Raw genomic sequence first — 16,694 nt, forward strand, 5'->3', positions numbered from 1 at the left:
GAACGATGCCCGGCGCCCGTTACTTGCGGCTGTAATGCGCGACCAGGCGGTCGCCGAGCATCTGCAGCAGCTGCACCAGCACCAGCAGCAGGACCACGGTAACCAGGGCCACGTCGGTGTGCGAACGCTGGTAGCCATCGCGGAACGCCAGGTCACCAAGGCCGCCGGAACCGATCGCACCGCCCATCGCGGTGAAGCCGATCAGGGCCACGGTGGTGACCGTCGCACCGGCGATCAGGCCCGGCCGCGCTTCCGGCAGCAGCACCCGGGTGACCAGCTGCCAGGTGGTGGCGCCCATCGCCTGGGTCGCCTCGATCACGCCACGGTCCACTTCGCGCAACGCGGTCTCGACCAGGCGCGCATAGAAGGGCGCCGCGCCGATCACCAGCGGCACGATCGCGCCGCGCACGCCCAGCGACGTTCCCATCAGGAACAGCGTGACCGGAATCAGCACGATCATCAGGATGATGAAAGGCACCGAGCGCAGCAGGTTCACCACCAGCGCCAGCACGCCATAGGCGAACGGACGGCGCTTCATCTGCGGCGCACCGAACAGGTACAGCAGCACGCCCAGCGGCAGGCCGATGGCCACGGTCAGCGGCAGCGAACCGAGCAGCATCAGCAGGGTGTCGATGGTGGCCTGGCCGATGTCGGCCCACTTGCCCGCATCCAGGTGGCGGAAGAAACCGCCGGCAGTGGCGATGATCATCGACGCAGCTCCTCGACATGCACGCCGGCAGCCACGAAGGCGGCCTGCGCGGCGGACTGGTCACCGCCCACCAGGGCGACCACCAGCTGGCCATAGGGGGTGTCCTTGATCCGGTCGATGCGGCCGGACAGGATGTTGTAGTCGACCCCGGTCTGGCGCGCGACGCTGCCGAGCAGGGGTTCGTAGGTATCGCCGCCGAGGAAGGTCAGGCGCACGATGCGCCCGCCCACCACGTCGAAATCGCGGTGCAACGCCCCTTCGTCCACGTGCTCCGATTCGCTGACGAACCGGCGCGTGGTCGGGTGCTGCGGATGCAGGAACACCCGGGTAACCGGTCCGGTCTCGACCATCTGGCCGGCGTCGAGGACGGCAACGCGGTCGCAGACACGGCGGATCACGTCCATCTCGTGGGTGATCAGCACGATGGTCAGGCCCAGCTCGCGGTTGATCTTCGACAGCAGCGACAGCACCGAGGCCGTGGTCTGCGGATCCAGCGCGCTGGTGGCCTCGTCGCACAGCAGGATCTGCGGGCGGGTCGCCAGCGCACGGGCGATGCCGACGCGCTGCTTCTGGCCACCGGACAGCTGTGCGGGGTACTTCTGCGCATGCGCTTCCAGGCCCACGGTCTGCAGCAGCTCGGCCACGCGCGCGTCGATCTCCGCCTTCGGCGTGCCGGCCAGCTCCAGCGGGAAGGCGACATTGCCGGCCACCGTGCGCGACGACAGCAGGTTGAAGTGCTGGAAGATCATGCCGATGCGCCGGCGCAGCGTGCGCAGGCCATCCGCGTCCAGTGCGGTGACATCCTCGCCACCGATCAGCAGCCGTCCGCCGCTGGGTTCTTCCAGGCGGTTGATCATGCGGATCAGGGTCGACTTGCCAGCGCCGGAATGGCCGATGATGCCGAATACCTCACCGGCCTCGATGGTCAGGTCCAGCGGTTGCAGCGCGCTGACTTCGCGGCCGGCAACGGCATAGGATTTGTGCAGGCGCTGGAACTCGATCACGGGCGTGGCTCACCGGCTGGGTGACGGAAGGGGGCGTGCAGCCTACCAGCGCAGGCGGTCGCGCGCCCGCGCCATGGGCCAGAATGTTATTCCTTTTGGTTCTAAGGCACCCGCACCGGCGCGTTGGCTGGGGTCAGAGCCCCTGCGGGGATCCGACCCCGGGGTCGGATCCCCGCAGGGGCTCTGACCCCATTCCCTGGCCCAGCCGACTCAGGGATGATCCAGCGGCTTCGGCGGTTCCTGCCGGTTCACCCGCTCGCGGTGCAGCAGGTACAGGCCGGAAGCGACGATGATCGCCGCACCCACCCAGGTATAGCCATCGGGCAGCTGGCCCCAGAAGGCCAGGTCCCAGCCGATCACCCAGACCAGCCCGCTGTATTCCAGGGGCGCGATCATCGAAGCCTCGCCCAGCTGGAACGCCTTGGTCAGGGCGATCTGGCCCAGCGCCCCGGCCAGGCCCATGCCGGCGATCAGCGGCGCATGCGCCAGCTGCAGCGGCACCCAGCCGGGAAGGGACAGCAGGCCGGCGCCGATGGCCATGATCACCAGGAACCAGACCACCATCGACTGCGAGGTATCGGTGCGGGTCAGCAGGCTGACCGTGATCGCCGCCACGGCATAGGCGGTGGCGGCGGCCAGCACCATCAGGCCGGGCACCGAGATGAAACCGTCGACGCCCGGTCGCAGCACCACCAGCACGCCGACCAGGCCAATGCCGATGGCGACCCAACGCCGCGGCCCGACCCGTTCGCCCAGCAGCGGCACCGACAGTGCGGCGATCAGCAGCGGGGCGACGAAATAGATGGTGTAGGCGGTGGACAGCGGCAGGTCGCGCAGGGCGAACACGAAGCAGCCGATCATCGCCATGCCCAGCGCGCCACGCAGCAGGTGCAGGCCCCAGCGACGCGGCACCAGCGAGCGCGGCCCGGCGCTGGCCAGCACCCAGACCAGCACGAACGGCAACGAGGCCGCGCCGCGCAGGAAGGTCACTTCCAGGGTCGGATAGCTGGCCGACAGCTGCTTCATGCCAGCGTCCATCAGCGAGAAACAGGCGACCGCAGCGACCATCCAGGCCACCGCACGCGAGGGGGAGCGTTGCACGTTCATGGCCCATTATCGCCGACCACACCGGCTTGTAGAGTCGAGCCATGCTCAACTGCCGCCCTTCTGTAGAGTCGAGCCATGCTCGACTGTTCTTCACACAGCGGTCGAGCATGGCTCGACTCTACAGAAGGCAGTCATGCGGGCCCTCGCGATAGAATGGCCACCACTGAATCCTGCGGAGCATCGCCCATGCCTTCCTTCGACGTCGTGTCCGAAGTCGACACCCACGAGCTGACCAACGCCATCGACCAGGCCAACCGCGAACTGAGCACCCGCTTCGACTTCAAGGGCGTGGACGCCAAGTTCGAGCGCGATGGCGATGTGATCAACCAGACCGCGCCGACCGAGTTCCAGCTCAAGCAGATGAACGACATCCTGCGCGCACGCCTGGCCGCACGCGGCATCGACGTGCTCAGCCTGGAGTTCGGCGACATCGAGACCAACCTGGCCCAGGCCCGGCAAAAGATCACCGTCAAGCAGGGCATCGAGCAGAAGATCGCCAAGAAGATCGCGGCGGCGCTGAAGGATGCCAAGCTGAAGGTGGAAAGCCAGATCAACGGCGACAAGCTGCGCGTGCAGGGCAAGAAGCGCGACGACCTGCAGGACGCCATCGCCGTGCTCAAGGCCGGCAAGTTCGAGCTGCCGCTGCAGTTCAACAACTTCCGCGACTGAGGCATCCGCCGGGCACGCCCCGGCGCTGCCAGCGGCAGGTACGACGGCGCGTTGCCAGCGACGCGCCTACAATGGCGGCCCCGCCAGCCGACGTGCCCGCCATGACCGATTCCCACCTGCCCACCGATGACCCGATCGCCGCCACCCGCCTGTGGCTGGAGCGCATCGTCATCGGCCTGAACCTGTGTCCGTTCGCCAAGGCGGTGTATGTGAAGGACCAGGTCCGCATCGTGCTCAGCGATGCGACCACGCCAGAAGCCCTGGTTGAGCAGCTGGCCGAGGAACTGGTGCTGCTGCGCGATACGCCGGCCGAACAGATCGACACCACGTTGATCGTGCATCCGCAGGTGCTGACCGATTTCCTCGACTACAACGATTTCCTCGACAACGCCGACGCCGCGATCGAGGCACTGGACCTGCAGGGCATCCTGCAGGTGGCCAGCTTCCACCCGGACTACCAGTTCGACGGCGTGGCCGCGGACGACGCCAGCAACTATACCAATCGCGCGCCCTTCCCCACCCTGCACCTGCTGCGCGAAGACAGCGTGGCGCGCGCGGTGGATGTCTATCCGGACCCGGACGTGATCGTCGAGCGCAACATCCAGACCCTGGACCGCATCGGCGTGGACGGCTGGCATCGCCGCCTGCGTGGCGAAGACCTGACGTGAGCACGGTGCCGCCGATTGCCGCATGGCCGGCCGCGCCGCTGTCGGGCAAGGTGGTGCTGGTCACCGGCGGCGCCAACGGCATCGGCCGTGGCATCGCCCAGGCGGTGCTCGGTGCCGGCGGACGCGTGCTGATCGGCGACCTGGACGTGGAGGCCGGCGATGCGTGTCTGGCGGAATGGCAGCGCGGTGACGACACCGCATTCCAGCGCCTGGACATCACCGACGAAGCCAGCGTGCGCGACTTCATCGCCGTCGCCTTGCAGCGTTTCGGCCGCATCGACGGGCTGGTCAACAACGCGGGCATCGCCGGACCGCATGGCACGCTGCTGCAGGACATGGACTGGGACGAGTGGCAGCGCCGGCTGTCCTCGCTGCACGGTGCCTTCCTGTGCAGCAAGCACGCACTACCGGCGCTGACGGCCAGTGCTGCCGGCGCGATCATCAACATCGCCTCGACCCGCGCCTGGCAATCCGAAGCGCACAGCGAGGCCTACGCTGCGGCCAAAGGTGGGCTGGTGGCGTTCACCCATGCGCTGGCGATCAGTGCCGGCCCAACGGTGCGGGTCAACAGCATCAGTCCGGGCTGGGTCGGCACCACCGCCTGGCAGGCCCCCTCGCGACGACACGCGCCGGAGTACTCGGCCATCGACCAGGCACAGCACCCGGTCGGCCGGGTCGGCCGCCCCGAGGACATCGGCGCGCTGGCGGTGTACCTGCTGTCATCACTGTCCGGCTTCAGCACCGGCCAGGATTTCATCGTCGACGGCGGCATGACCCGGAAGATGATCTACGCCGAATGATCACAAGCCGGGACGCCAGGTAGAGGCCAACCTTGGTTGGCCTGGGCTTTTCGCCAACCAAGGTTGGCGCCTACCAAAGCGTTACGCCATGTCCGAACATTCCGGTAGATCCACGCCATGCGTGGATAGCGGTAACGTGCCAACCCAGGTTGGCACCCACCACAACGGCTTACGCCATGCCCGAGTGGCGCAGCAGCGCGTCGATCTGCGGTGCGCGGCCGCGGAAGGCCTTGAAGTTCTCCGCCGCCGGGCGGCTGCCACCACGCGACAGGATCTCATCGCGGAAGCGTGCACCGGTTTCAGCCAGTGCCTGCGGCGCTTCCTCGAACGCGGCGTAGGCATCGGCGCTGAGCACTTCGGCCCACTTGTAGCTGTAGTAACCCGCGGCGTAACCACCGGCGAAGATATGGCTGAACTGGTGCGGGAAGCGATTCCAGACCGGCGGGTGGTTCACGGCCACTTCCGCGCGCACGCGGTCCAGCAGTGCCAGCACGCTGTCCTGCGCCGGTTCGAACTGGCTGTGCAGCAGCATGTCGAACAGGCCGAATTCCAGCTGGCGCACCGTGGCCATGCCGCTGTGGAAATTGCGCGCGGCCAGCATGCGCTCGTACAGCGCGCGCGGCAGTGGCTCACCCGTTTCAACATGCGCGGTCATGCCCTGCAGGTGGTCCCATTCCCAGCAGAAGTTCTCCATGAACTGGCTGGGCAGCTCCACCGCGTCCCATTCCACGCCGTTGATGCCGGCCACACCCAGTTCGCCGATGCGGGTCAGCAGCTGGTGCAGGCCGTGGCCCATCTCATGGAACAACGTGGTTACTTCGTTGTGGCTGAAGGTCGCCGGCTTGCCGTTGGCACCACGGCCAAAGTTGCACACCAGGTAGACCAGCGGGGTCTGCACGCTGCCGTCGGCACGCTCGCGGCGGTTGCGGCAATCGTCCATCCACGCACCGCCGCGCTTGCCTTCGCGTGCGTACAGGTCCAGGTAGAACTGGCCCACCAGCGCGCCCTGCGCATCGACCAGGCGGAAGAAGCGCACGTCTTCATGCCAGACCGGCGCACTGTCCTCCTGCACGCGCAGGCCATACAGCTGCTCGATCACCGAGAACAGGCCGCCCAGCACCTTCGGTTCGGTGAAATATTGCTTCACTTCCTGCTCTGAATAGCTGTAGCGCGCCTGCTTCAGGCGGTCGGCGGCGAATGCCAGGTCCCAGGCCTGCAGGCTGTCAATGCCGAGCTGTTCGCGTGCGAACTGCTCCAGTTCGGCGCGGTCCCTGGCGGCGAACGGCTTGGCGCGCGCGGCCAGGTCGCGCAGGAAACCCAGCACTTCGGCCGGATCCTGCGCCATCTTGGTCGCCACCGAATAATCGCCGTACGAAGCGAAGCCGAGCAGTGCGGCCAGCTCCGCGCGCAGGGCGAGGATGCGGTCGATGTTGCTGCTGTTGTCCAGTGCGTCATCGCCGAATTCGGATGCACGCTGCGCGCTGGCGCGGTACAGGATCTCGCGCAGGTCGCGGTCTTCGGCCCAGGTCTGCACCGGCAGGTAGCACGGCATCTGCAGGGTCAGCTTCCAGCCGGTCTTGCCCTCCTTTTCCGCCGCAGCGTGCGCGGCGGCCTTCACGTCTTCCGGCAGGCCGTTCAGTCGCGCTTCGTCCTCGATGATCAGCGACCACGCATCGGTGGCATCGAGCACGTTCTGCGAGAACTTCGCCGACAGCGCCGACAGCTCTTCCTTGATCGCAGCAAAGCGCTGCTGCGCCTCGGGCGCCAGCTCGGCCCCCCCCAGGCGGAAATCACGCAGCGTGTTGTCCAGCACCTTGCGCTGGGCCTCGTCGAAGTGCGCGGCCTCCGGGCTGGCGGCCAGTGCCTGGTACTGGCGGTACAGCGCCAGGTTCTGGCCCAGCGCGCTGGCGAAGCGGGTCACCCGCGGCAGGTTGCTGTTGTAGGCCTCACGCAGTTCCGGGGTGTTGACCACGCCCTGCAGGTGGCCGACCAGGCCCCAGGCGCGCCACAGGCGCTCGGTGGCATCGTCCAGCGGGGCGACGAAGGTCTCCCAGCGCACCGGCTGCACCTGCTCGGCCTTGCTGACGGCGGCTTCGGCCTCAGCCAGCAGCACATCCAGCGCCGGTGCGACGTGCTCGGGGCGGATCGCCTCGAAGCGCGGCAGGCCGGAAACATCAAGCAGGGGGTTGGCAACGGTCACGGCAGATCTCCAGGAAACGGGCCCGGCAGGCGGGCAGCCCGGTAGATATGGCGCTGGCAGGCGTGGCTGACAAGGGGGCGCGGCATTCACATCGGCCTTACGGTCACGCACCGAAGCTCTGGCTGCGGGGGAGTCCGCAGCGGTAGGTACCGAACGAGGCCCCACATGGAAGGTCTGGCTGCAGTTGCATCCACCTCACCGGCGCGATCGCTGGCGCTGTCCGCCAGCCCGGCCGAACTGACCTGGATCGCCGCGCTGTGCGATGCCGGCGATGACGCCCCGCGCCACCTGCAGCAGCTGCAGGCGGTGCTGCAGCAGGGCGGCACCTTCAACGACGCCCAGGAGTGGTACCCGTTCGAAGTGGTCGAGCGCGGCGCCAGCCAGCTGCAGCTGGGTCACGAGCGCGAGTTCGTGATCTGCGTGCTGCTGTGGCTGCAGGCATTGGCCCAGGGCCGCGCCAGCATCCTGGACCCCAGCCTGCACCTGGATGACCGAGCGATGGACATCGAGGCCTTGCCAGATGCGCTGCGCGACGCGGTGCTGGATGCGTTCACCGCAGCGGGGTATTGAATCTGTAGCGTCGAGCCATGCTCGACGGCTCTTTCCCGGAGTCGAGCATGGCTCGACGTTACAAGGGCGCTACAACGCTTCCAGGCTGCACCACGGCAGTTCCGGCAACCCCTGCCCGGCCACCGCTGCGGCCAACTGTGCATCGGCGCCGTCGACATCGATGCCCTGCCGCGCGTACCACGACGGATCGTAATAGCTTTGCGCGTAGCGCTCGCCGCTGTCGCACAGGATGCTGACGATGCTGCCCTGGTGGCCCGCCTCGCGCATCCATTGCGCCGCCTGCAGCACGCCGATGAAATTGGTGCCAGTGGAGCCACCGACACGGCGTCCGAGCTGGCGGCTGACATGGCGCATCGCGGCCAGGCTCAGCGCGTCGGGCACCTTCACCATCGCATCGACGCTGGTCGGGATGAAACTCGGCTCCACCCGTGGCCGGCCGATGCCTTCCACGCGCGAGCCACCGCTGCAGGTCAGTCCGCGCCAGTCCTGTTCACCGGCCACGGCAGCCTTGTAGCCGTCGAAGAACACCGACACTTCCGGGTCCGCGCACAGGATGCGGGTGTCATGCCGGCGATAGCTGACATAACGCCCCAGCGTGGCGGCGGTACCGCCGGTGCCGGGGCTGCACACGATCCACTCCGGAACCGGGCTGGGCTCCTCGGCCATCTGCTTGAAGATGGATTCGGCAATGTTGTTGTTGGCGCGCCAGTCGGTAGCGCGCTCGGCATAGGTGAACTGGTCCATGAAGTGGCCGCCGGTTTCGCGGGCCAGCTTTTCCGAATCACAGTTGAGGTCGCAGGCACGCTCGACCAGGTGGCAGCGGCCCCCGTGGAACTCGATCGCGGCGATCTTTTCCGGCGAGGTGGTCGCCGGGATCACCGCAATGAACGGCAGGCCCAGCAGGCGCGCGAAATAGGCTTCAGAGACGGCGGTCGATCCACTGGAGGCCTCGATCACCGGCCGCCCCTCGCGCAACCAGCCGTTGGTCAACGCATACAGGAACAGCGAGCGCGCCAGCCGGTGCTTGAGGCTGCCGGTGGGATGGCTCGACTCGTCCTTCAGGTACAGATCGATGCCCTCGAACCCGGGCAGCGCCAGCGGGATTAGGTGGGTATCGGCGGAACGGTTGAAATCGGCTTCGATCTTGCGGATGGCGGCGGCCACCCATTCACGCTGCGACATGGCGGGCAATCGTTATCAGGACGGAACGGTGCGATCCGCCCATTGTACGTCGCGGTGCCGTCAGGTGCGGGCCGGTAGAATGAAGCCATCCGGCCGGCAACGGCCCCGTCTGAAGGACCTCCCCCATGACCATTCCCGCCCTGCGCGATATCCCCGGCGTCGCCGCCCAGGCCCCGGCCGAAACCAGCGGCTTCGTGTTCAACCACACCATGCTGCGGGTGAAGGACATCACCGCCTCGCTGGACTTCTACACCCGCGTGCTCGGCTACCAGCTGATCGACAAGCGCGACTTCCCGGACGCCCAGTTCAGCCTGTACTTCCTGGCCTACGTGCCGGCCGGCGCGGTGGTACCGGAAGACGATGCCCAGCGCCGCGCGTGGATGGCCGGCCTGCCGGGCGTGCTGGAACTGACCCACAACCACGGTACCGAGAGCCAGGACGGCGCGGTCTACCACGACGGCAACAGCGACCCGCGCGGCTTCGGCCACATCTGCGTGTCGGTGCCGGACATCGAAGCCGCCTGCCAGCGCTTCGAAGACCTCGGCGTGACCTTCCAGAAGCGCCTGACCGACGGCCGCATGAAGAACCTGGCCTTCATCAAGGACCCGGACGGCTACTGGGTCGAGATCATCGCCAACTGACAAAAAGGGGACGGAGGGGATTAAGTCGTTTCTGGCACTATTGGGCCGGAAGCGACTTAATCCCCTCCGTCCCCTTTTTTGCGAGGTTCGTATGGAAACGATGGAACTGCACCGCGGCCGCCTGATCGACCACATCCAGCTGGTCGTACGCGACCTCGCCGCCAGCCGCCGCTTCTACCAGGCGGTGTTCGATACGATCGGCATCCCGATCGCCGGCGAAGGCGATGATTACTTCTGGGCCGACGAGCTGTTCATTTCCAGCGCCAGCAGCGAGGCCGCCGCCGGCCAGCTGACCGGCCGCCACCACCTGGCCTTCCAGGCGCGCGACAGCGCCACCGTCGATGCCTTCCATGCCGCCGCAATCGCTGCCGGCGGCACCGACAATGGCGCGCCAGGCGAACGCCCCTACCATCCGGGCTACTACGGTGCCTTCGTGCTCGATCCGGATGGCAACAACATCGAAGTGGTCTACCACGGCCCGGCGAACTACAGCGCCGACTCGGTGAAGGTCACTTTCTGATTTCACCGATGCCGTGAACGAAGAAGCCGGGCAATGCCCGGCTTCTCTGCTTCCAGTGCCGCAGCCTCAGTGGGCGGCCATGTAGATGTCCTGAAGCACGGCCTTTTCCAGTTCCAGCTCGCCCAACAGGTTCTTCACGATATCGCCCAGGCTGAGGATGCCGACCAGGCGGGCGCCTTCAGTGACCATCAGATGACGGCGCCGCGAGTACGTCATCAACGACATGGCCTGCTTCAGGGTCGCTTCCGGCGCAATGCCTTCCAGGCCGGTGGACGGCAGGCTGGAAATCACCCGACGGCCGGCCTGCGGGCCGTCGTCGGCCAGGGTACGCACGATGTCCTTTTCGGAAATGATGCCCACCGGGGCATCGTCCTTCATCACCACCAGCGCAGCGATCTTGTTCGCGCTCATCTTGTGGGCGGCGGCACCGATGGTGTCTTCGGCGTCGATGGTGATGACAGCTTCTTTCTTGGATTGCAGGAGTTCGCGGACGTTCATTCTTGTTTCCTGGTGCAGGTCACTGAAGTCAAAAAAGTGTGCTCTTCCGATACGCCCCCTCCCCGGGAACAGACCTTTCAGCGCACGTCTGGCGCACCCCTCTGCCGCTTGGAATGGATCGGCAGACGACGTGCTGCAACGCGAACGAGGTGGGCTCAACCGCTCAACCCGGACCTCGGTCAAATCGATTCTACGACTGCGACCATCGGTCACTACCGGCATCGATAGGACAGTTCGTCGTGGGAACCTACTGACGATCCAGAGAATGGCACCGTGGTTGAAACCGACGCTGAATGCGTCGAGATCTGCGCACTCAAGATCCCGTGCTCCCCGCCGACAGGCCGGACAAAATCATCCGACCGCGTACCACTTCCGCCGTGAGCGCCCAGCCTGATGGGCGTGAAAGGGAGGCACGGCAACCGATCCGGGCAGATCGGCTCTCGCGCCGCAGCGCTCCTCGCGCATCCACAAGGAAAAGAATTGCGCACCCTGCCTTGACAGCCTTACATGGCACAGGTACTTAACGCTCATAACAGGATGTTCATGAGCCATACATATGGAATTGGACAAGAACCGGCATAACGCCGATGTAGCCCCCCGCGCTTCGCAAAGCGCGCTGTCGGTTTTGCTCAGGCGCTTCTGGCGGGATTTCATCGGGCACCGGAAGGCATCCGTAACGCTGGCGGCCAGCCTGATGGTCCTGTCGGTGCTGCTCCAGTTGCCCGTTCCGCTGCTGACGATGCACATCATCGATGTCGTTGTCGAAAAGCGCGCTTTCAGCATCGTCAACCAGCTGGGAATGGCACTGGTTGCGCTCATCCTGCTTCGCCACGCGTTCTCCTACATCAATGAAAGCGTAACGCTGACGCTGAAGGAGTCGATCATCGTCGACGCGCAATCGACGCTGTTCCGGCACCTGCAGTCACTCCCGCTCAAGTTCTTCACCAACAAGCACTCGACCTACCTGCAGTCCCGCCTCATGAACGATGCGCGCGCCGTCGAAGGCGCGCTGGTCAGGAACTTCGTGACCATCGCGGTCAATGCCCTGACCTTCGTCGTCGGCGCCGCGATCATCCTTTACCTGCAGCCCCGAATGGGCGCGGTGCTGCTGCTCACCATCATCCCATTCGGCTGCATTCGTCTTTTCACCAACCAGCGCATGCGCTCGCTCAGCGCGGACATGCAGGAACAACAGGCGGCCACATCCGCAGCGATCAGCGAGCGCCTGGCCGGTGTGGCCACCATCAAATCGCTCGGCCAGGAGAACAGCCAGGCCGAACTGATGACGCAGCGACTGGAAACACTCAAAGGCGTCTACGTGCGGACCAACTGGTTCGGCGTCGTCAGCGGCATCGGCACCAGCCTGGTCACCTCGCTCAGCACAGCTTTCGTGCTGTGGTACGGACTGCACCTGGTAACACAGGGTGAGATGTCGCTCGGCCAGGTCGTCGGCATTCTTTCGCTGATGAACTTCCTGTATGCCCCGGTCAACGCGTTGGTTGCCGCCAACATCGGCATCCAGCAGGCGGCCTCTGCGGTGCAGCGGATCTATGAATTCCTCGACGAAGAACCCGAGCACGCTCATGGAGAGACCTTCAGGCTCTCCCAGGGACGGGTCGAATTCCGCGCCATCGACTTCGCCTACAAACCCGAATCCAAGGTATTCCAGGATTTCAGCCTGACCATCGCTGGGCGCGAAACGATCGCCCTGGTCGGCCATTCGGGCGCGGGGAAAAGCTCGCTGGTCCGCCTGCTGCCAAGACTCAATGAGATCCAGGCAGGACAGATACTGATCGATGGATCCGACATCCGCAGTGTCGCGCTTCCAGATCTCCGGGCGGCCATCGGTATTGTCGAGCAGCAAGCGTTCCTGTTCACCGGAAGCATCCTGGACAACATCCGCCTCGGACGGCCGATGGCAACGCAGGAAGAAGTGGTCGCCGCTGCCCGCAATGCCAATGCCCACCACTTCATCAGCAGCCTCCCTCAAGGTTACGAGACATGCGTAGGTGAGCGTGGGCTCACCCTGTCGGGCGGCGAGTGCCAGCGGATCGCACTCGCCCGCATGTTCCTGCGTGACCCCCGGATCCTCATCCTCGATGAGGCGGTATCGGCGCTGGATTCGCAGTCGGAGGAAGCCATCCAGCGAAGCCTGCAGTCGCTATGCCGGGGCAGGACAACCATCATCATCGCCCACCGCCTGTCGACCCTGATGCTGGCCGACAGGATCGTCCTCATCGAGAAGGGCGTGCTGGTCGAAGAGGGGACCCACGAAGAACTCATCGCCTCGCAGGGGGCATACGCTCGCTTGTTCCTGCAACAGTTCCAGTCGCAGCACGTCCACGGGAAAGACCCCATCGGAATGGAAACGACCTGAGAGGATCGACAATGAACATGGTGATGCTCCCCCCCCGCGTCCGCATGTGGAATCGGGATGGCTGGTACCTCTACTTCGACCCGCACAACTTCAAATGGGTGCGGGTGAACGATTCCGGCCACTTCATCCTGACCCGGTTGCAGCTGTACCGGACCACCGAGGACATCGTCAGCGAAATCGTCGAGCGCTTCGGCATGACCGAGGACATTGCGCGCACGGCAGTGCATCAGTTCGTTGACGATCTTTCCAGCGTCGGCTTCCTGCACCACGACGAGTACGACGAAGGCGAACGCCCGACCTTTGGTCCTCGTGCCTTCGCACACACGGTGTACATGCACCTCACCAACAACTGCAACCTCAAGTGCCCGTACTGCTACAACAAGAGTGATCGGGAGTACAAGATCAAGATGGAGAAGCAGGGCAGGATCGCTTCGATCCTGACCACCGACGAGAGCAAGGCGCTGATAACCCGACTGGTCGAGAACGGCGTCAAGCACCTGGTCTTCACCGGTGGCGAGCCACTGATGAGACCAGACGCGCTGGAACTGTTCGAGCACGCCCGATCCCTGAGCAGCACGCTCAAGATCGAGGTGCTGACCAATGGCATCCTGATCAAGGATGCGGTCGCCGAGAAGCTCTGCGAGTTCGTCAACATGGTGACCATCAGCCTGGATGGGCATGAACGGCACATGCATGAGCGCTACCGGGGACGCAACACGTTCGCACCAACGATCCGCGGCATCCGCAAGCTGGTTGAGGTTCGCAAGCGGCGCGGCAAGCCCGGCCCACGCATCTCGCTGGTGCCCGCGCTGACTGACAAGAACATCGGGTTCATGAAGGAGATCTACGAGTTCGCGCTCGATGATCTCGGTGTTGACGGCCTCGCTCCGATCCTGTTCCAGGCCGGCGATCACCAGGAGCTGAGCATCCAGCAGATCCCCACCCTGGCCGAATGGGGACTCGCCCAGAACCGTACCCGGGACTATCTGCGAGGCCGTACGCCGCAACCGGTGAAGACCGCGCCCCCATCCCCCGTCGTGCCGCGCAACCACTGTGGCGTGGGCGAAGGTGAGTTCAGTGTTGATCCGGCGGGATTCGTATACCCGTGCCAGACGATGCATTTCGACCAGTTCATCTGCGGAAACGTCAGGGAACTGGATATCAAGGAGATCTATGACACATCGCCCGTCATGCGTCGCGTCAGGACGGCGGTTGTCGACAATCTGGATGTCTGCAGGCATTGCGACGTCAAGTACTTCTGCAACGGCGGGTGCAGGTCTACCGCCTTCAATGTCTATGGTGAGTTCGAAAAGCACAACGAACTCTACTGCAGGCATCTCGAGAAGCTTGCCGTCGACCGCATGTGGGCAAACTGCGAGTTGCCGCTTCACGCCACGGAAGGTGTCTGTGCGTAGTGCCGTGAGCCCGTGTTGCGGTTAAAGGCGGGCCGTGCATGTGCACGGCTCATGGTTGTACACAACGAAGGAGAAAACAGCATGTTCAATCCTCAGGTGTTTACCGGTACGCAGGACCTGCAGGCAGCTGCAGGCGCATGTGGTTGCGGCTGTGCATGCAGCGGCGGCGGTGCGGGTGGTGGCAGCGGCAGCGGCGATGACTCGATGCAGCAGCTGTAAAGCCGGCTGAAAATCCCCCCTTGAGCCAATGCTCAAGGGGGGATCCTGACAACGCACCAGAAAATTCCACTAGGGACATCGCATGAAACGCCATGTTCACCTGATGGGAATCGTCTTTGCCGTGGCAGCCATGAGTGCCTCGGCAGCGCCCCATTCAACATTCACGCCCTCGGCCGGATTCTCGATCACCGATGGCACGCTCTATCGTGGCAACGCCGCGATCGCCAGCCATTTTTCCATCTCCAGAACCGAGATCGGGTACCTCTTTGTCTATGTCCCGCAGTTCGGCCTGATCACGCTTTCGACCAGTACGTTCCCCGGGGCCCAGGCGCACGGGCGTATTGAGAACCAGACGCTTCGATTCAATGCCGACGGTGAGGCTTTTGTCCTGACCAGCCAGTCCCCCCTGCTGACTTCCGGGGAAAGCGTGGCGTGGGTCAGCGTGGACAGGACGTTCGCCCTGCGTGGAAAGCGTGCCGTAGTCGCCTATGGCGACAACCCCGGCATGCCGTACGACTGGCCCATGCGAGAGGTTGCACGCAAGTAGCGGAGGCAGCCGTTGACGCAGCGGAACATGAGGAACTCTCTCCGCCGCACATCTGCTCATGCCTGCATCAGAGAAGTTCATCATCAGACAGGACGGATTCCATGGGATCGAATGCACTTGAAAGCATGAGCAGTCACTCGACGCAGGACATCATCGTCGAAGGACCGCTGCTGGGCGAACTGCGTGGAAGCGGCCGCGGGGGCCTCGCCGGCTACCTCAGCGTCGGCGGCTACGATACCCTGGCCCAGGCAATGCGAGGGGGCGCTGCAGATGCATTGGCACGCCTGGCTGCGTCCGGCCTGCGCGGACGGGCGGGCGGTGGCTTTCCCACCGCAGTGAAGTGGAAGCAGGTCCGTGACAACAGCGCAGCAGCGCGCTTCTTCGTCTGCAATGCCAATACCGGCCAACTGGGCGGCGGCAAGGAATCCGCACTGATCAGGCTGAATCCGCACGCCGTCATCGAGGCTGTTGCACTTGCAGCAAGTATCGTGGGCGCGCAGGTCGCCTTCATCCACCTCGGGCAGTCGCTTGAGCATGAGCAGCAACTACTGGAGGCTGCTGTGCAGGAGGCGCGCATGCAGAAGCTCCTGGACCCTGCAGCCTGTGACATCCGAATCGAGCGGTCTGAAAGTGGCTATCTGGCGGGGGAAGAAACCGCACTGCTGGAACTGCTTGAGGGCCGACCAGGCCGTCCACGTGGCAAGCCAGCGATGCCGACCCGCAGCGGTTTCCAGAAGCAACCCACGGTAGTGAACAATCTCGAGACCGTTCTGCAGGCCCTGCTGGCCATCCGGCTCGGTCCCGAGCAGTTCCGTGCAGTCGGCAGCCGGTACGCCAGTGGAACCACCATCTTCAGTGTTGTCGGGGATGTGGCCCGCCCGGGACTATATGAGCTTCCGCTGGGCACTGCGCTCGGCTCCCTCATCCATGAACACGCCGGTGGCATCTCCGGGAACGGGTCCCTGAAGGCAGCACTTGTTGGCGGCACGAGTGGAACCGCGGTCGGAGCGGAACACGCGGACCTGCAACTGGACTATGACAGCCTGGCCGGCATCGGCGGCAGCCTGGGCAGCGGGGTCATCATCGTACTGTCCGATAGAACCTCGATGGTGGGTGTCGCACGCGACCTCGCCAGGTTCTATCACCAGAACTCCTGCGGCAAGTGTGCTCCCTGCAAGGATGGAACGCGGCGCGCCTATCACATGCTGGACAACCTTGATCGGGTTGATGAGAGCGCGACCGACTGGCAACTTTCGGTGGAACCCACCAGCTCCCGGAAGATCCCGATGCTACTGGTCAACGCCGCACCGCCCAAACGTGCAAGCATCAGCTATACCGATTCAGGGATCGGGCTGGAGAAGATCCGACTGATCTGCACCTGGTACTCCACCCGGGGTGATTGCCATCACCCAACGGAGTCCTCGCGCATGCTGCAGAGCCTGCTGGATGGATTCACCGACGAGTTTGAAAGGGAACGCGCAGCACCGGCAATGGACCAAGATGCGATGCTCTCGACGATGCCGGCAAGCTGACTCTTGGAAGCGACCCAACGGACGGGCCTGGCTGCA

17 protein-coding genes are annotated in these 16,694 nt (G+C 64.8%); 11 read left to right on the forward strand and 6 right to left on the reverse strand.

What is annotated here, in order from left to right:
• Positions 1 to 19: 19 nt before the first annotated feature.
• The 3 genes from ACZK1G_RS19185 to ACZK1G_RS19195 form a co-directional block, all read right to left on the reverse strand.
• Positions 20 to 709 carry a methionine ABC transporter permease gene (locus ACZK1G_RS19185; protein ID WP_478447779.1) on the reverse strand — a complete coding sequence of 230 codons (690 nt, stop codon included), beginning with the start codon at positions 707 to 709 and terminating at the stop codon, positions 20 to 22.
• Positions 706 to 1,713: a methionine ABC transporter ATP-binding protein gene (locus ACZK1G_RS19190; RefSeq protein ID WP_014038545.1), complete on the reverse strand. Its 1,008-nt coding sequence runs from the start codon at positions 1,711 to 1,713 to the stop codon at positions 706 to 708. The genes ACZK1G_RS19185 and ACZK1G_RS19190 overlap by 4 nt, the downstream gene beginning before the upstream one ends.
• Before the next feature lie 210 nt (positions 1,714 to 1,923).
• A complete protein-coding gene (locus ACZK1G_RS19195) occupies positions 1,924 to 2,820 on the reverse strand; it encodes a DMT family transporter (protein WP_049444938.1) in 897 nt (298 codons plus the stop codon).
• A gap of 186 nt (positions 2,821 to 3,006) precedes the next feature.
• Between ACZK1G_RS19195 and ACZK1G_RS19200 the strand changes: the two genes are divergently transcribed.
• From ACZK1G_RS19200 to ACZK1G_RS19210, 3 genes are all read left to right on the forward strand, one after another.
• Positions 3,007 to 3,489 (forward strand): YajQ family cyclic di-GMP-binding protein, encoded by a 483-nt coding sequence (locus ACZK1G_RS19200; protein ID WP_014038547.1) that lies wholly within the window; start codon positions 3,007 to 3,009, stop codon positions 3,487 to 3,489.
• A gap of 101 nt (positions 3,490 to 3,590) precedes the next feature.
• Positions 3,591 to 4,157: a DUF1415 domain-containing protein gene (locus ACZK1G_RS19205; RefSeq protein WP_032129027.1), complete on the forward strand. Its 567-nt coding sequence runs from the start codon at positions 3,591 to 3,593 to the stop codon at positions 4,155 to 4,157.
• Complete coding sequence (locus tag ACZK1G_RS19210; protein WP_049444936.1) at positions 4,154 to 4,957, forward strand: SDR family oxidoreductase; 804 nt, start codon at positions 4,154 to 4,156, stop codon at positions 4,955 to 4,957. Before ACZK1G_RS19205 ends, ACZK1G_RS19210 begins: the two co-directional genes overlap by 4 nt.
• Positions 4,958 to 5,126: 169 nt before the next feature.
• Here the strand turns inward: ACZK1G_RS19210 and ACZK1G_RS19215 are convergent, their stop codons facing one another.
• A complete protein-coding gene (locus tag ACZK1G_RS19215; protein WP_101766107.1) occupies positions 5,127 to 7,157 on the reverse strand; it encodes a M3 family metallopeptidase in 2,031 nt (676 codons plus the stop codon).
• A 165-nt stretch (positions 7,158 to 7,322) separates the two neighbouring features.
• Between ACZK1G_RS19215 and ACZK1G_RS19220 the strand changes: the two genes are divergently transcribed.
• A complete protein-coding gene (locus ACZK1G_RS19220; RefSeq protein WP_014038551.1) occupies positions 7,323 to 7,727 on the forward strand; it encodes a hypothetical protein in 405 nt (134 codons plus the stop codon).
• Between the two features lie 69 nt (positions 7,728 to 7,796).
• On the opposite strand, the gene ACZK1G_RS19225 is transcribed toward ACZK1G_RS19220, so the two are convergent.
• On the reverse strand, positions 7,797 to 8,909 hold the full coding sequence (locus ACZK1G_RS19225; protein ID WP_049444934.1) for a PLP-dependent cysteine synthase family protein: 1,113 nt from the start codon (positions 8,907 to 8,909) through the stop codon (positions 7,797 to 7,799).
• A gap of 125 nt (positions 8,910 to 9,034) precedes the next feature.
• Here ACZK1G_RS19225 and gloA point away from each other — a divergent pair, with 125 nt between their 5' ends.
• Both gloA and ACZK1G_RS19235 read left to right on the forward strand, forming a co-directional pair.
• A complete protein-coding gene (gene gloA, locus ACZK1G_RS19230; protein ID WP_101766108.1) occupies positions 9,035 to 9,550 on the forward strand; it encodes a lactoylglutathione lyase in 516 nt (171 codons plus the stop codon).
• 91 nt (positions 9,551 to 9,641) lie between these two features.
• Positions 9,642 to 10,070, forward strand: a complete 429-nt coding sequence (locus ACZK1G_RS19235; RefSeq protein ID WP_101766109.1) for a VOC family protein — start codon at positions 9,642 to 9,644, stop codon at positions 10,068 to 10,070.
• 66 nt (positions 10,071 to 10,136) lie between these two features.
• On the opposite strand, the gene ACZK1G_RS19240 is transcribed toward ACZK1G_RS19235, so the two are convergent.
• Complete coding sequence (locus ACZK1G_RS19240; RefSeq protein ID WP_049421412.1) at positions 10,137 to 10,568, reverse strand: CBS domain-containing protein; 432 nt, start codon at positions 10,566 to 10,568, stop codon at positions 10,137 to 10,139.
• A 556-nt stretch (positions 10,569 to 11,124) separates the two neighbouring features.
• On the opposite strand from ACZK1G_RS19240, the gene ACZK1G_RS19245 reads away from it, so the two are divergent.
• From ACZK1G_RS19245 to ACZK1G_RS19265, 5 genes are all read left to right on the forward strand, one after another.
• Positions 11,125 to 12,945, forward strand: coding sequence for an ABC transporter ATP-binding protein (locus ACZK1G_RS19245; RefSeq protein ID WP_101766110.1), 1,821 nt, complete (start codon positions 11,125 to 11,127; stop codon positions 12,943 to 12,945).
• Between the two features lie 11 nt (positions 12,946 to 12,956).
• Positions 12,957 to 14,360 carry a PqqD family peptide modification chaperone gene (locus ACZK1G_RS19250; RefSeq protein WP_158298010.1) on the forward strand — a complete coding sequence of 468 codons (1,404 nt, stop codon included), beginning with the start codon at positions 12,957 to 12,959 and terminating at the stop codon, positions 14,358 to 14,360.
• A gap of 81 nt (positions 14,361 to 14,441) precedes the next feature.
• Positions 14,442 to 14,579 carry a hypothetical protein gene (locus tag ACZK1G_RS19255; protein WP_157804500.1) on the forward strand — a complete coding sequence of 46 codons (138 nt, stop codon included), beginning with the start codon at positions 14,442 to 14,444 and terminating at the stop codon, positions 14,577 to 14,579.
• Between the two features lie 82 nt (positions 14,580 to 14,661).
• Positions 14,662 to 15,126 carry a hypothetical protein gene (locus tag ACZK1G_RS19260; RefSeq protein WP_158298011.1) on the forward strand — a complete coding sequence of 155 codons (465 nt, stop codon included), beginning with the start codon at positions 14,662 to 14,664 and terminating at the stop codon, positions 15,124 to 15,126.
• A gap of 125 nt (positions 15,127 to 15,251) precedes the next feature.
• Positions 15,252 to 16,658 carry an NADH-ubiquinone oxidoreductase-F iron-sulfur binding region domain-containing protein gene (locus ACZK1G_RS19265; protein ID WP_049445943.1) on the forward strand — a complete coding sequence of 469 codons (1,407 nt, stop codon included), beginning with the start codon at positions 15,252 to 15,254 and terminating at the stop codon, positions 16,656 to 16,658.
• The last annotated feature ends 36 nt before the right edge of the window (positions 16,659 to 16,694 follow it).

The organism is Stenotrophomonas sp. 109824_Sma (assembly GCF_056480025.1).

Excerpts from the sequence above, each read along its gene's own strand:
- ACZK1G_RS19185 (WP_478447779.1), bottom strand. The coding sequence starts at position 709 with ATGATCATCGCCACTGCCGGCGGTTTCTTCCGCCACCTGGATGCGGGC.
- ACZK1G_RS19195 (WP_049444938.1), bottom strand. The coding sequence starts at position 2,820 with ATGAACGTGCAACGCTCCCCCTCGCGTGCGGTGGCCTGGATGGTCGCT.
- ACZK1G_RS19200 (WP_014038547.1), top strand. The coding sequence starts at position 3,007 with ATGCCTTCCTTCGACGTCGTGTCCGAAGTCGACACCCACGAGCTGACC.
- ACZK1G_RS19205 (WP_032129027.1), top strand. The coding sequence starts at position 3,591 with ATGACCGATTCCCACCTGCCCACCGATGACCCGATCGCCGCCACCCGC.
- ACZK1G_RS19220 (WP_014038551.1), top strand. The coding sequence starts at position 7,323 with ATGGAAGGTCTGGCTGCAGTTGCATCCACCTCACCGGCGCGATCGCTG.
- ACZK1G_RS19225 (WP_049444934.1), bottom strand. The coding sequence starts at position 8,909 with ATGTCGCAGCGTGAATGGGTGGCCGCCGCCATCCGCAAGATCGAAGCC.
- gloA (WP_101766108.1), top strand. The coding sequence starts at position 9,035 with ATGACCATTCCCGCCCTGCGCGATATCCCCGGCGTCGCCGCCCAGGCC.
- ACZK1G_RS19235 (WP_101766109.1), top strand. The coding sequence starts at position 9,642 with ATGGAAACGATGGAACTGCACCGCGGCCGCCTGATCGACCACATCCAG.
- ACZK1G_RS19240 (WP_049421412.1), bottom strand. The coding sequence starts at position 10,568 with ATGAACGTCCGCGAACTCCTGCAATCCAAGAAAGAAGCTGTCATCACC.
- ACZK1G_RS19245 (WP_101766110.1), top strand. The coding sequence starts at position 11,125 with ATGGAATTGGACAAGAACCGGCATAACGCCGATGTAGCCCCCCGCGCT.
- ACZK1G_RS19250 (WP_158298010.1), top strand. The coding sequence starts at position 12,957 with ATGAACATGGTGATGCTCCCCCCCCGCGTCCGCATGTGGAATCGGGAT.
- ACZK1G_RS19255 (WP_157804500.1), top strand. The coding sequence starts at position 14,442 with ATGTTCAATCCTCAGGTGTTTACCGGTACGCAGGACCTGCAGGCAGCT.
- ACZK1G_RS19260 (WP_158298011.1), top strand. The coding sequence starts at position 14,662 with ATGAAACGCCATGTTCACCTGATGGGAATCGTCTTTGCCGTGGCAGCC.
- ACZK1G_RS19265 (WP_049445943.1), top strand. The coding sequence starts at position 15,252 with ATGAGCAGTCACTCGACGCAGGACATCATCGTCGAAGGACCGCTGCTG.